Source organism: Campylobacter portucalensis, from assembly GCF_009690845.1.
Lineage (GTDB): Bacteria > Campylobacterota > Campylobacteria > Campylobacterales > Campylobacteraceae > Campylobacter_B > Campylobacter_B portucalensis.
Genome location: NZ_VWSJ01000023.1, coordinates 1 through 13,454 on the forward strand (window position 1 = coordinate 1; position 13,454 = coordinate 13,454).

Consider the following 13,454-nt stretch of genomic DNA (forward strand, 5'->3'; position numbering starts at 1 on the left):
TTTATAGGTTTGTAGTAACGGCTCCTTTATTTTCTATCATCTCCCATTCAAGGGTTGGAATTTTTACGTTTTTACTTATACCTAAATAGCCTTTGCCGTTTATGAAAACGTTTGCTTCTTGTATAATTTGTGGTGCTACTCTTTTCATCTATTCTCCTTATTTTTTTAAAGTTTCCATTAGCTTATCGCCGTATTTATCAACATAGATAAAATCAAGTGTAAGTTGCTTTACGATTGGATTGTTTTGCATTCTAACATCTAAATAAAATTTACCTGCTGTTATGTTTGCTTTTGTGTTTTTTTCGCTCCAACTTATATCAAAACCTAAAAGCACATTTGATCCAACAAAAGCCCTCAAAAGCTCCTCAACGCTTCTTTTTGCGTGGTATAATTCATTTGCTCTTTTATCGATAGCAAATAAAACGCCTTTTTGGCAAGCCTGCGAAATCCTATCAAAAACCCTAACCCTTGCTAAATCTTGCCATATAGTATCGCTATCGCTAGTTTTTCCGCATTTAGCCGTAAAGCCCCTAGCTTTAGTTATGAATACAATAAAGCTTTAAAAAATAATTTTTTATATATTATTTAAAATCAAATTATGTTGTTAGCATACAAATATAAGCTATATAATACTAAAAAGACAAAGTGTATAGATGAGCTTATAAATTTATTTTGTAGTATTTATAACATTTATAGCTTTACATAAAGAAATTATAAACTCTATCATAAAAGCCTAAATAAAGCCAAATTGCAAAAGCATTTAGCGAAGTTAAAAAACTTAAAAAATATAAAAGTTGAAATAATTTAGGCTCTCAAGCTATGCAATAAATCACGAAAAGAATAGATAATGCTAATTCATTAAGTGTCTTGGCAGACTACTTAGTTTTTAAAAGCGTATTAAGTATAAATCTTTCACTCCTAAAGGAAATGTATATTATAAACTAAAAGATAATGCTATCTCTCTAATAGCTATGAGCATAAATTTAGTAAAAATCAAAAAATATTGGCTAATGATAAAATAAAGATTATAACCATTAAGAGAGATAATTTAGGTTCTTCTTATATTAGAAACGAAAGATAAAATTCATATCACAACAGGTAAAAGTGTAGGTATGGATTTAAAACACTTCTAACACTCAGCGATAATATAGCTATAAATTTTCCCTAATTTTATAAAAGAGTTAAAAGCCAAATAAAGAAAACTTAGTTTAAAAAAAAGCTCAAATGATAGACAAAGCTAAATTTCATATAAAATTAGCAAATCAAAGAAAAGATTATTTCTTTGATTTGGCTAAAAATATGATTATTGAAGATTTAAATTTAAAGGCTATGGCTAAAATTTGAGGTAGAAGGATAAACAATTTAGCATTTAATGAGTTTATTAGTATTTTAGTAACTAAAACAAATGTTATTAAGATTGATAAATTTTATCTTAGTTCCCAAACTTATAGTTGTTGTGGATATATTAAAAAGGATTGATAAAATATTTGATTGCTATAATTGCAATTCAAATAGATAGAGATTATAATGCTAGTTTAAATATTTATAGTAGAGCTTCGACTCTTAGTGGAGAATTTGTAAAACTTATAAAAGTAGGCTAGATTCGTTGATGCTAGAAATTCTTGCAGTATAGTATTTTACTCTTACAACATAAAAAACCAAGTTTTTTAAAGGCGTAAGTAATAATGCCGCAATCATAGATATAATAGATATTGCTATGTATAAAAACGCTATCAACCAAGCTCTTTTGTTACTTTTTTCAACCAAATAACAAATACTTTTTTATAAGTAAGTGTTAAGTTTTTATTATCATAGTTTTGTTTAGCCATTTATTTTTCTATCTCCTTTTTGTTTTGCTTATTTATCTCTTTTATGAGATCGCTAGGTTGCGTTTGTATTTTTTCTTGAAAATTATAAAAAGCTTTAACATTTGGATTTTTAAATTTCATTTTTTAGTTAATATTTCTATCGTAATAAAATATTATAATTTTATTTTCAGAAGAGGATAGGGCGGTGTCGACCCTCCTTTTTGACTTTTCTAAAATATCTATAACACGTCTAAATCTGACTTTATCTTTATTTTGCTATTCATAAATTTTTCCACATTTGTTTTTATCTATAAATGGCTTGTTAAAAATTTCTAGTTTAAATTTTTAGACTTTGGTTAAATAAAAGATATTGAAATGGTTTTTATTGAAGTTGAGTAGGCAAATAAAAAATATTTTATAAAAATTTAAGAGCAGATATTTTAATACAAAAATAAAAATAGAGTAAAAATATGTTGAAATTTTAATTACTTATTTAAGCACAACTAGAATAATCGAGCAAAATAAATTTAAGAGATAAAAAAATAGCAGTTAAAACCCACATAAATGCTTATTAAACAAAGAATATAATGTTAAAGATATTAAAAAAGTGATGGCTTTTTGTGCATCTTAACGGTTGCAATTTTTATTATAGATCTAAATTTAAAATTTCTAAAACCATCTTTTATGGATTGTGTCACTATACAAAAATGTCGCACTTATAGAAAATATAAATATTAAAATGATCATTTAAATTTAGCAGTAGGCTTAAAAGTGATTTAATAAAATTTTTATTGATACGAATAGATTTATCAAAATTTCTTTTATTTGGCTTGATAAGCTTGGATCATTTTAATGCAGACTAATTGAATTTATATTGATTTTCTACCAACCAATGCCTTTAAATTTTATCATAGGTTTAAAAAATGTGTAATTTTTTATGTCAACTAATTTGATTTTTTAACATAATAATTAATCTTTTTTGATATAGTTAAATGGTTTATTTAAATCTTTTAAATTCTATTTATAGCCAAATATTTTATTTGTTATTTTACATTAAAATTTAGGTGCATAAACTAGATTTTTTAATTCTAATCGCAAGAAGAAGGCATATTTTAAGAGATTGAGTAATTTTTAAAGCCATACTTTATGGTTTATCAATATTTTGATATGGATAATGAACTTAGCTTTTATGAGTTTTTATAATTATCACAACAAAAGCTATGATATTAAAATCGATTTTTGAAATGTTTTAAGCTAATAATTAATTATTTTAGATTAAATTTACAAAATTATTAGAAGAAAGAGATATGATTTATTGGGCTGCTAAAAATTCAAGCCCATATTTTTTCAATGATATCATATTAATCAAATTTTATATATGTTTTTTTGTGTTTACTTGATCTTGATTTAATATAAAATTATAAAATAAAGTGCAAAAATAATGATAATAATGTAGTCTATCTATTTTTAATAATTGCACTAAAATTTTAAGAAGCATAAAATGAGATAATTTTTGGACCTAAATTTAAGGTATTAAATTTTAAGCCCACAATGGGCTTAAAATTTAGTGGAGTTTTGACCAAATTTTTCTTTTCCACAAACCTGCAAAAATGCCTAAAATCACAAAATATATCATTATGTATATAGAAATTCTCTCTCTTTCATCCTTTTTGCTATCGCCTACATTTTGCATATAGCTTATAACTTTATCTTCAGATTCTTTTGTGAGTCCTACTCTTGGCATTGAAGTGCCTGGAAGAATTTTTTGTGTGTCGTTAATGAAATTATGGAGATAATTTATATCTCTTGAACGAATCATCATTGATAAATCAGGCGGTGTTGAACCCATATATTTAGCTACGCTTAGTTTATTTCCATCGGTATAAACATTATCGTATTTCATATCGTGGCATCTTTGACAAGCAACTTTAAATATCTCTTTTCCACTTAATTCTTCTTGTTTTGATGCTATTGATTTTAAATACGCTACAATATCGGCTATTTCTGTATTTAAATCTCCGCCAGCACCAAAAAATTCTGGCATAGGATATGGATTTTCATCGCCAAATTTATGATCAAGCTTTTGTGCCATAACAGGATTTTTAATCAAAGCTGCTAAAAATTTAGAGTCATAAATAACGCCTGCATCGCTTAAATCTGGCGGATTTGCACCATAGGCTTCACTTGCAGACATAGCATCCATAGAAGCTGGCATACCTGCTTTTTCTACGCTATGACAAGCAACACAACCTGCTGAAGCAAAAGTTTCAGCACCCCTAGTAGCATCACCTTTGCTAAGATCAATAGCATTTATTTCATTCCAAAAAGCATTGTATTTGTTTTGAGCTAATTTGGCATCTTCAAATTTTTTAGCTGCACTTTTTATTAAATCTTCATTGCCTGAATTTTGTGCAACTTCTAATGATTCTTGAGCTTTTTCTACATTTGTAGCTGCTAAATTTTTATCTTCTAAAGCAAAATCATAGTTTGCAGGATCGACATGTGGATGAAGTTTTGAATGAGCATAAGGCTCTATCCCCCAATATAAAAATAGTGTAAAAAATATGACTATTAGTAGTGTTTTTAACTCTTTCATTATCTACCCTTTCTTTCGGCTATTGTGATAAGCGGTAAAAATACTAAAATAAGAAGTATATAAAGCACAGATAACGCAAAACCAATATATGTATTTGCAATCCCTAGGGTTATACCATCTGCTGGTAATTTTCCAAAGAAACTTAAAAGTATTAAATCTAAAATCAAAACCCAAAACCAAATAGCAAATTTGATATTTTTATGTGCTGGTTTAACTACATCGCTTCTATCAAGCCACGGAATAAACGCTAAAGAAATCATAGCAAAACCAAAAGCCATAAGCCCAATATCTGCTGCTTTTAGAGGTCCAACATCAAAGAAAAAGCCTCTTAAAATTTCATATTGCCATAAAAAATACCATTCAGGGTAGATATGTGGTGGCGTTTTTAAGCTATTTGCTGGATCAAAATTTATAGGATCCATTGAAAAGCTATAATTAAAACCAACCAAATAGAAGAAAAATACCATAAAAATACAGATATAAAAGAAATCTTTTGCTAAAAATCCTGGCCAAAATGGTATAACTTTACTTTCTGCCGTTTTGCCATCTAAATATTTCTCTCCTTCAAGATCAAAGTCTATTTCTAGATCATCGCCCATTAGGTTATTAACGTGTGGAACTCTTAAAGTGTAAAAGTGAAAAGCAACACAAGCTATAACGACAATTGGAAGCAAGCAAACATGAAGCATAAAAAATCTTGTCAAGGTTGGATCACTAACTGCATAATCACCTCTAATCCACTCAACAATAGCATCACCAATGATAGGAATTCCACCAAAAAGTTGAGTGATGACTTGTGCTGCCCAATAGCTCATCTGACCCCAAGGAAGCATATATCCACTAAAGGCTTCAGAGGAGAATAAAACTAAGAGTAAAATTCCGCTTATCCATATCATTTCTCTACCTTGCTTATAAGATCGATAGTAAATTCCTGTAAAGGTATGTATATAAAGTATTAAAAATATAACAGAAGCTGCAACTGCATGCATATGTCGCCAAAGCCAACCATACTCTACTTCTTGCATTATGATTTTATTTACGCTATCAAATGCAAGCAATGCATCAGGTTTATAATAGCTCATAAGCATAAGACCACTTACAAGCAAGATAACAAAAAGTGTAGTTAAAATAACGCCCATCGCCCAAAGAAAACTTATATTTTTAGGTATCCAATAATGTCCAGCCAAAACATTCCATAATTTCTCTAGTCCAATTCTTTGATTAAACCAATCTCCCATACTAGTAGCTTTTTTAATGTGTGCCATTCATGCCTCCTTATGCTTTTCCTACGAGTTTTTGATACTCTGGCCCAACTTCGCCCAGAACTAGTTTTGTTCCGTCAATTTTAAAAGGTGGAATATCAAGTCCTCTAGGAGGTGGTCCAAAAATAGCATTTCCACTTAAATCAAACATACCACCATGACATGCACATGCAAAGTGCTCACCTTTATAACTTGGAATACAGCCTAAATGCGTACAAAGCCCGATGCAGACTGTATATCTTGAATTGCCAACGACTACATCTCTACTGTCATCTGGTTTCATATTTGCACTTTTTTTTAAAATGAAAATCGGCTTTTTACGCCATTCAACCTGATGAAGTTCACCATCTTTAACTTGACTTAAATCTACTGTTGTAAATCCAGCTGCTTTAACGCTAGGAAGTGGATCCCAAGTTTTTTTCATAGCCCCTAGAGCGAAAATTCCACCAATTGTTGCAACTCCTGCAAATGATAATCCGATGAAATCTCGTCTATTTTTGTTTTCGATAGACATTTTTATCCTTTCTAATGCTTTTTGAAATCAACGGTTAATTTTATCATAAAAAATATAAAATTTTTATAAGTATTTTATAAATATTAAAAATTTAGTTTTTATAATTTACAATTTTATAAAATTTAATATAGCATTGAAAAACCAGTTAAATATTAGAAATTTAGTTTAGTTTTTATGTGTTGGTAGCAATTTTTGATTTATTTATGTATTATTTTAAAATTTTAAGCAATATATCAGTTTTAAAATTATATAATAACAATTCTTTTTTAAAGGACAGATGGGTGAGTGGCTGAAACCACACCCCTGCTAAGGGTGCAGCTCTTAATCGGGGCTCGAGGGTTCAAATCCCTCTCTGTCCGCCACGAAATACTATTGCAGCGACATTTCAAGCAATTTTAAATAAAAAATAAAAACCCTATGCAGAGGCGATTAATAAATTTTAATATTTTTATCAAAGTCTTTTAAATTTGAATTTAAATAATTTACATAAACATCATAAATCATTTTAGGGGTTGAATGTCCTAATAATTTCGCAAGTTTTACAGGAGTTACAAAATTTTGATAAAGCATATTGGTTGCGTAAGTATGACGCATATTATATAAACGGCGATAAGATAAATTTAATTCTTTCAAAATTGGTATCCAGCAATCCCTAATAAACAGTTTAAAGACGTATTTAGGTCTAAATTTACTTAATTTTGCTAAAATATTGAATGAGAAATAACAAAAATTAAGGTTATTTAAGATAATTTGTCTAATAATTAAACAAAATAACGAATGAAATATAACAAAAATATCCTTAAATAATGCTTAATTGTTAAACAAAAATAAAATTTTATAAAGAGAAATGTTTAAAATGACAAGACAAGAACTAGCAGAACTATTAAACATAAGCAGGGGAACACTTAATAATTGGGAAAAAGAAAAGCCTGAGTTAATAAGATTAATTAATCAAGGCTTAGCACTTGATGAACAAATAGAAGAAACTAAAAAATATTTGGAAAAATTAGAGAACATACAAAAAAGAGCTATAACATCTAAAAAGATAAATTTAAAATAAAAAGTTAATTTATGAAAATATCAAATATTATAGTGATATTATTTTTAATCGCAATAATTACAATAACCAAAAAATCAACTAAAAGCAAAAAATATAAATCAAATAATAAACATCACAAAAAGGGAAGGAATATGGCAAATTTAACAGCTAAAAAAATAGGCGAAAAATTAAATTTAACTCCAAAAGAGATAAATGATATATTTATAGAACTAAATTTTATAAAAAAGTGTGATAAAGGATATGAGATAACAGATTTAGGAAAGCAAAATGCAGGAGAGCAAAAATTTTATATGGGAAATAGCTTTATAATTTGGGATGAGAAAATCTTAAATAATGAGCTATTTTTAAAGATGATAAAACCTGAAAATGAGATAAAAGAAAATATTGAAATTGATTTTAGAAAGAAATTTCAAGCACAATATAGAACTAAAAGTGGTCATTATGTAAGAAGTAGGGCTGAAGTTATAATAGCTGATTGGCTTTATAGTGAATATATTTGTTTTGCATATGAAAAAAGAGTGCCAATATTAGAAGATATTTATTGTGATTTTTACTTGCCAAAAGAAAAAATTTTTATAGAATTTTGGGGATATGAAGAAGATGAAAAATACATAGAAAGAAAAAATAAAAAACTTGAATTATATAAAAAATACAATTTAAATTTAATAGAAATTGATAATAAAATAATAAATAATATTGATGATATTTTGCCAAGAGAAATTTTAAAATTTAAGTAATTTTTATAATTTTACTTTTAACTAACATTAGAATATAAAGACACAAGAGCACAGCTGGCTCGCCGTCCCGCGGAGCGGTCCAGCTCCCCAGCGTGCGGAATGTGGGCAGTGCCCTTTATACTCCAAACACCCACACCAAAAAAATATAACCTTACAAAAAAAGCAATCTATTTTTTTATTTAATGTACGCCTTGATAGGTGCGCTTCGTCCGTTCGTAGCCCAAGGCGAGGGGCTACTCACCGTGCTAATGTTGGCGGGTTCGCAGGTGTCTGCTCACCTATCGCCAACTGCTTGTGATATTGTCGCTTTGCTCCATCACAAGCCCATTTATTTAGCAAGGAAGTAGTTTTATAAGCAAATAAGATTTCAAATCCTTCTCTGTCCGCCACTTATTTTTCAATGACAACAAAAATTTTTTATTTAAATATTTAAATTTAACAATCCCTGTAAATTTATATTTCAATAAGCTAAAATTTGCAAATAAACATAACAAAATTTAATATTTTTTTGTTTATCGCTAGCAAATATGATTTAAAATTATGAAATTTCAATAGATATTGACTTATTAAAAATAATATAATATTTTTATTTTATTATTTTTTCGTAAAATTACAGAATATAATAATTTTTAAATAGCTACAATAAAGGCGTAAATATGTCAAAAGATAGATTATTAAAACTTTTAGAGGATAAAGAGGTGCAAGAAAAGATTAATAATAGTGTTTTTAGCAGTGTTTTTTTGGTGGGTTGAATATGTTTTTTAATAAATTTAGTAAAGATATTTTGTGAAGATGACACATTAAACTCAAATTTTCAAAAAAAATAGAAGATTTACAGCAAGAAAATAAAAATATTAACAAAATTTTAAAGCAAATTTAGTCTAATTTAATTCAAACTCAAGAAAATTTACAAAAAAACGAAAAACAATTTAAAATATTTGATAATTTAAAAATCTTTCAAGCCAAACGAAAGACTCACTCAAAAATTTAAATGATGAGAATTTTGCTACTTTTATTTTATCAAGTTTTGAAGAGATAAATAATTTATGGGATTATGTAAATAATGAGCTTATTAAAGGCAAAGATAGTAATTCAAGAGAGCTTAGAGATAATTGATTTTTTGCTTCAAAATTTTATATAAGACAAGTTCGAATTTTAAATTGTAAGATGTAAAAGTGGGCGAATATTTTGATATGTAAAAGCATAGATTAATCAGTAAAGAAAGTGGAATTATAAAAGAGATTTATTGCAGAGCTTTACCTATAAAGCAATTACAAAAAAATCGGTAGTAAAAAATAGATAAGGATATAAATTTATGCAAGATACAATACAGATAGCAAAAATAAAGTTAAAAAAGTATGCTAGAAAAAAAGAATGATAGCTGGATGAAATTTTAGGTATTAATACCAAAAATGAAAATTTTAAGCATCTATTTACTGAATATATCGATAAATTTTTTAATAAATTTGTTATATATGATGAAAAAATAAGAGACTAGCTATGCTTGATGATTTGATAGAGACAATAAAATGCTTTATCTTTTATGGAATTACGACAAAGAACCGTCAAATAAATTTACAGTTATAGAAAATGAATTTAAAGAGTATGAAGAAGATGGATTAAATTTGAAATTCGGATTGAATTTGAAAAATACTTTAATCGTATGTATAAACTTTTACCTAGAATAAGAGATGAAGAAAAATTTGTTTATTATCATTATAATGATGATAATCTTTATTATTATATTGCTTTTGATAAACACTGTTTTTTACCATTAAATGAAATATGTTATAAATTATGTAGTTTTGCTATTAAAGAGATTTTTTATATGCTTTTAAAGAGTGATTGTATATCAAAATATACGAAAAAGATCAAGATTATAAGATTTAAATTTAAAGGCGATAAATTTACATTATCTAACAATGAAATATTGAATTTAAATATTGATGGGCATTTTGATTATTTATTATCAAGTGATAAGATAAGGGCTAATATTAAAGAGTATAATAAAAAATGATGGAGGATATAGAGTTTGGGCTATGGAAGATAGATCAAAACAGTGCTTTAGAAGCAATAAAAAGATGAAATTTAAAAAATCTTAAAGAGTTGCTAGATATCGGTAAAATTCCAAATAATAAAAGATATTTAAGCGATTATATTTTAAAGAAATTTTATGGCAATGATACTTAGTTTGTAAAAAATAAGATAGATTTAGTTTATGAAAAAATATTTAAAATCCAAGATGAAGATATTTTATTTAATAATCATAAAAATTTAAATGTAATTAAAATTTAATAAAAAAGAAAAAATGGGATTTTGGTTATTTGTTGGTAGTGCATTATGCAGGAGCGAGCTTATTTTTAAAAAAGGAGGCGAATTTTTGCATACAATCCTTATCTGTAGTAAATTTATGTTCTACAAAAAGCCAATTAAACTTGGTTACTGTGCTTATATATCCGATAAAAACCAGAGGATTTTGAAAAAAATAGAACATAGAATACATAAAAAAGAAGTGAATGCTGATTTTAAAGATTTTGAAAATTTTAGTGAAATTGATAAGAACAGTTATAGGATTATGTGTTTTAATAAATGCCATACTTGATACATTTAGTAAAGATGGTAAGTTTGATGATTTTTTAAAATATGTATCTAGAGATTTATAGAGCGTAAAAGATAAAATGGTCTTAAAGATATGTATAAGAGTAAAGATATAGAAAAAATGTAAGCGATATGAGTGATATAAAATCATGAAAGAATTTTTGATAATATATAAAAAGATAAAATTTCTGTTTTTGAGTTTAAGTGCGAAAATTTAATTAATTAAATGTTTTAAATTTAATATCTTATCTTGCAAATTTTAAGTTAGAAGAGGGGTAAAATTTAGATTTAGAAGAAGATAAATTTATATCACAATCAAAAAAACGCGATTTAAGAATGCATTACAAAGAAAAAATATAAACATATAGAAATAAAAAGGATAATTTAATGACTATTTAACCAAAAGGTTTTAAAAAGGTTTTAAAAAGGTTTTAAAAAGTTGTGGATATATTGAGATTGTCATATAAAAGGCGATGGGTTGGCTAGCTAAGATATAAAAAAGCTTGCATCTAAATGCACAAAATTGGTGGTGATATAAATATATCAAAAATGAAGAGCAAATTTATGCAGAAATCTTGACTAAAATAATGTATTTTTAAAAAATAGCTTTAGATGATTAATTATCGCTAAAATAGTAAAATTTAGAGATTTAAACTAATTAAAACTATCTAAAAGAAATTTAGGCAAATGTGATTTTTGTTTTAGTTGTAAAATATTTAAATTTGTTGTGATTAAGATATTAAATGATTAACAAAGATATTAGTAATTATATTAAATTATTATGTTGGTAAAGATTTTATGTAAAAAATGTTTATTATAAAAAAATATTTGAATTTTTTACTTTGCGATAATTTTTTATCGTGTTTATTGTCTTTAAATTTAACTAGATATTTATAAAATTCAAGCAACAAATTACCAAAGTTTTTGCGTATAATTATTAAAATTTATAGTGATATTTTAATGAATTAAACTAGCCTCGATTTGTTTAAATTTAGAAGAATTTATACGATACTCTTTTTAAAATAAAATGTATTTATATAAAAGTATCGTAAATTTAGTCTTTAATCTCATCTAAATTTTCATTTGATAAAATTTTTTGATTTTTATCTTGAAATTTAATCAAATATCCCTCATCTACTAGCATTTCAACAACTTCTTTAAATATCGGCAAGGCATTTTGCGCTGCATAATAACTTCCAATAGTTGGCTCTCTAACTAAAACTCCTATAGTAAAGGATGAGTTTTTATCATTAGCAAAACCAAAAAATGAGCTATTATATGCTTTTATATAGGTGCCGTTTTTTGCCATCCTTGCTGTTCCAGTTTTGCCTCCAATTTCAAGTCCATTAATTTGTCCTTTTTTGCCTGTTCCACGCTCAACCGCTTGTATGAGAATATTTTTCATTATGTTTGCTGTATTTTGCGATATGACTTGTGTTTGCTGAGGTTTATCTACTACATAAAATTTACCATTTTTATGTAAATGGCTTACAATACGTGGTTGTGTCATAATACCATTGTTATTAAATACACAAAAAGCATTTAAAATTTGCATAAATGTTGTTTGGATGCCATATCCATAGCTTAGAGTGGCTTTATAAGATTGATTTTTTAACATATTTATTGTAGGTAAAATTCCTGAGTGTTCATATGGTAGATCTATACCTGTTTTTTTAGATAGATTAAATTTATCTAGGCCTTCATAAAGTGTTAGATTATCTAGTCTTGAAATTATCATTATCATACCTATATTTGATGAATGAACTATTATGTCGGTTAGATTCATTTGACTGCTTGGATGCGTATCTTTGATAATACTATTTCCTAATTTATATGTTCCATTGTATGTAGGTATCATTTCGTTTAAATTTAATTTTTTATTTTCATAGGCGATAGAAAATATTATTGGTTTTATAACTGAACCTGCTTCGTATGGGTATTCTATGGCTGTAGAATTTAGAGCACTATAATTGCTTTTTAGGATGTTTTCTGGATTGTATCGATTCGATGTGGCAAGGGCTAGAATTTTTGATGTTTTGGAATCCATTACCCCCACTATAATCTCTTTTGCACCATATTGTTTGGCTTTTTTAGTTAAAAGGCTTTCTAGTTTTATTTGAAATTTAAGAGGAATATTTAAGATAGCATCATAACCATCTATTTTGAGTGATTTTATTGATCCTTTATCTAGGATTATTGTATTTCCTATATCTCTATAACCTTTTATAAATTCATCTTGATTTGCAAAAAGGTATTGATTGTAATATTTTTCTACGCCTTTTACTCCTGTTGTTTTTGTGATTTTATCTTTTTCTATTTTTTTGATATACCCTAAAATTGGACTTAGGCTATCTTTTGCTATATATTTTCTGTTTTCACCACTTTCTAGGATATCTAATGCTATTGGCTGACGCACTACATTATCATCTGTTATGAATGATATAAAGACTTTCTTTTTGGTTAGATATCTTGATAGTTTTTTTAGATGCATCGCTGTTTTCGGATCTATTTTATATGATAAAACAACCGTTCCTTTTCTAGAAGTGATTAAATTTTTAACCTTTTTTTCGTTATCATTTGTGTATATACAATATAACTTTATAAATAGATCTAATTTATCTGGATCTATGCTTCTTGTATCTATTACGGCTTTATATAGTTTTTGAGAATTTGCTACAATAAAGCCATCTTTTGTTATTATGCTTCCACGAAGAGCCGATGTTTTTTCGCTAATTTCAAGTTTTGTTGATTTTTTGTGTGAGATTGACTGAAAATAGGCTGCCAATAAAAATATACCCATAATAACAAATGGTAAAAAATAAAATAAAAAATATCTTCTTAAATTACTAAAAAGGTTGTTCATCATACTTCCTAAAATA

The 13,454-nt window shown here is 26.7% G+C and carries 13 protein-coding genes and 1 tRNA gene; 6 read left to right on the forward strand and 8 right to left on the reverse strand.

All coding sequences use genetic code 11. The features are described 5' to 3' along the window. Nucleotide 1: 1 nt before the first annotated feature. From F1B92_RS05800 to petA, 6 genes are all read right to left on the reverse strand, one after another. Nucleotides 2–148 (reverse strand): phage major tail tube protein, encoded by a 147-nt coding sequence (locus F1B92_RS05800; RefSeq protein WP_154570923.1) that lies wholly within the window; start codon nucleotides 146–148, stop codon nucleotides 2–4. A 9-nt stretch (nucleotides 149–157) separates the two neighbouring features. After that, a complete protein-coding gene (locus F1B92_RS09190; RefSeq protein ID WP_229770947.1) occupies nucleotides 158–358 on the reverse strand; it encodes a hypothetical protein in 201 nt (66 codons plus the stop codon). A gap of 1,226 nt (nucleotides 359–1,584) precedes the next feature. Then, entirely contained in the window at nucleotides 1,585–1,767 is a 183-nt protein-coding gene (locus F1B92_RS05810) for a VirB8/TrbF family protein (RefSeq protein ID WP_154570924.1), read from the reverse strand. Nucleotides 1,768–3,372: 1,605 nt separating this feature from the next. Next, nucleotides 3,373–4,404, reverse strand: coding sequence for a c-type cytochrome (locus F1B92_RS05815; RefSeq protein WP_154570925.1), 1,032 nt, complete (start codon nucleotides 4,402–4,404; stop codon nucleotides 3,373–3,375). Then, nucleotides 4,404–5,669, reverse strand: coding sequence for a cytochrome b (locus F1B92_RS05820; RefSeq protein ID WP_154570926.1), 1,266 nt, complete (start codon nucleotides 5,667–5,669; stop codon nucleotides 4,404–4,406). Before F1B92_RS05820 ends, F1B92_RS05815 begins: the two co-directional genes overlap by 1 nt. Nucleotides 5,670–5,679: 10 nt before the next feature. Next, nucleotides 5,680–6,180 (reverse strand): ubiquinol-cytochrome c reductase iron-sulfur subunit, encoded by a 501-nt coding sequence (gene petA / locus F1B92_RS05825; protein WP_154570927.1) that lies wholly within the window; start codon nucleotides 6,178–6,180, stop codon nucleotides 5,680–5,682. 271 nt (nucleotides 6,181–6,451) lie between these two features. On the opposite strand from petA, the gene F1B92_RS05830 reads away from it, so the two are divergent. After that, nucleotides 6,452–6,542, forward strand: a tRNA-Ser gene (locus F1B92_RS05830). A 67-nt stretch (nucleotides 6,543–6,609) separates the two neighbouring features. Here the strand turns inward: F1B92_RS05830 and F1B92_RS05835 are convergent. Continuing rightward, nucleotides 6,610–6,813 (reverse strand): site-specific integrase, encoded by a 204-nt coding sequence (locus F1B92_RS05835; protein WP_229770950.1) that lies wholly within the window; start codon nucleotides 6,811–6,813, stop codon nucleotides 6,610–6,612. A 214-nt stretch (nucleotides 6,814–7,027) separates the two neighbouring features. Between F1B92_RS05835 and F1B92_RS05840 the strand changes: the two genes are divergently transcribed. The 5 genes from F1B92_RS05840 (at nucleotide 7,028) to F1B92_RS09195 (ending at nucleotide 10,579) form a co-directional block, all read left to right on the forward strand. Next, nucleotides 7,028–7,240, forward strand: coding sequence for a helix-turn-helix domain-containing protein (locus F1B92_RS05840; RefSeq protein ID WP_326833113.1), 213 nt, complete (start codon nucleotides 7,028–7,030; stop codon nucleotides 7,238–7,240). 131 nt (nucleotides 7,241–7,371) lie between these two features. Continuing rightward, nucleotides 7,372–7,977, forward strand: coding sequence for a PDDEXK family nuclease (locus tag F1B92_RS05845; RefSeq protein ID WP_229770951.1), 606 nt, complete (start codon nucleotides 7,372–7,374; stop codon nucleotides 7,975–7,977). A 1,529-nt stretch (nucleotides 7,978–9,506) separates the two neighbouring features. Then, nucleotides 9,507–9,665: a hypothetical protein gene (locus F1B92_RS05850; RefSeq protein ID WP_154570930.1), complete on the forward strand. Its 159-nt coding sequence runs from the start codon at nucleotides 9,507–9,509 to the stop codon at nucleotides 9,663–9,665. After that, nucleotides 9,641–9,994 carry a hypothetical protein gene (locus tag F1B92_RS05855; protein ID WP_154570931.1) on the forward strand — a complete coding sequence of 118 codons (354 nt, stop codon included), beginning with the start codon at nucleotides 9,641–9,643 and terminating at the stop codon, nucleotides 9,992–9,994. Before F1B92_RS05850 ends, F1B92_RS05855 begins: the two co-directional genes overlap by 25 nt. A gap of 291 nt (nucleotides 9,995–10,285) precedes the next feature. Then, nucleotides 10,286–10,579 (forward strand): hypothetical protein, encoded by a 294-nt coding sequence (locus F1B92_RS09195; protein ID WP_229770952.1) that lies wholly within the window; start codon nucleotides 10,286–10,288, stop codon nucleotides 10,577–10,579. A gap of 1,050 nt (nucleotides 10,580–11,629) precedes the next feature. Here F1B92_RS09195 and F1B92_RS05860 read toward each other — a convergent pair. Continuing rightward, nucleotides 11,630–13,438, reverse strand: coding sequence for a peptidoglycan D,D-transpeptidase FtsI family protein (locus F1B92_RS05860; protein ID WP_229770953.1), 1,809 nt, complete (start codon nucleotides 13,436–13,438; stop codon nucleotides 11,630–11,632). Nucleotides 13,439–13,454: the final 16 nt, after the last annotated feature.

Bases quoted from the DNA above. Each gene is read 5' to 3' on its own strand.
- F1B92_RS05845 (WP_229770951.1), top strand. From the start codon at position 7,372: ATGGCAAATTTAACAGCTAAAAAAATAGGCGAAAAATTAAATTTAACT.
- petA (WP_154570927.1), bottom strand. From the start codon at position 6,180: ATGTCTATCGAAAACAAAAATAGACGAGATTTCATCGGATTATCATTT.
- F1B92_RS05860 (WP_229770953.1), bottom strand. From the start codon at position 13,438: ATGAACAACCTTTTTAGTAATTTAAGAAGATATTTTTTATTTTATTTT.
- F1B92_RS05850 (WP_154570930.1), top strand. From the start codon at position 9,507: ATGCTTTATCTTTTATGGAATTACGACAAAGAACCGTCAAATAAATTT.
- F1B92_RS05855 (WP_154570931.1), top strand. From the start codon at position 9,641: ATGTATAAACTTTTACCTAGAATAAGAGATGAAGAAAAATTTGTTTAT.
- F1B92_RS05800 (WP_154570923.1), bottom strand. From the start codon at position 148: ATGAAAAGAGTAGCACCACAAATTATACAAGAAGCAAACGTTTTCATA.
- F1B92_RS05815 (WP_154570925.1), bottom strand. From the start codon at position 4,404: ATGAAAGAGTTAAAAACACTACTAATAGTCATATTTTTTACACTATTT.
- F1B92_RS09195 (WP_229770952.1), top strand. From the start codon at position 10,286: ATGGGATTTTGGTTATTTGTTGGTAGTGCATTATGCAGGAGCGAGCTT.
- F1B92_RS05840 (WP_326833113.1), top strand. From the start codon at position 7,028: ATGTTTAAAATGACAAGACAAGAACTAGCAGAACTATTAAACATAAGC.
- F1B92_RS05820 (WP_154570926.1), bottom strand. From the start codon at position 5,669: ATGGCACACATTAAAAAAGCTACTAGTATGGGAGATTGGTTTAATCAA.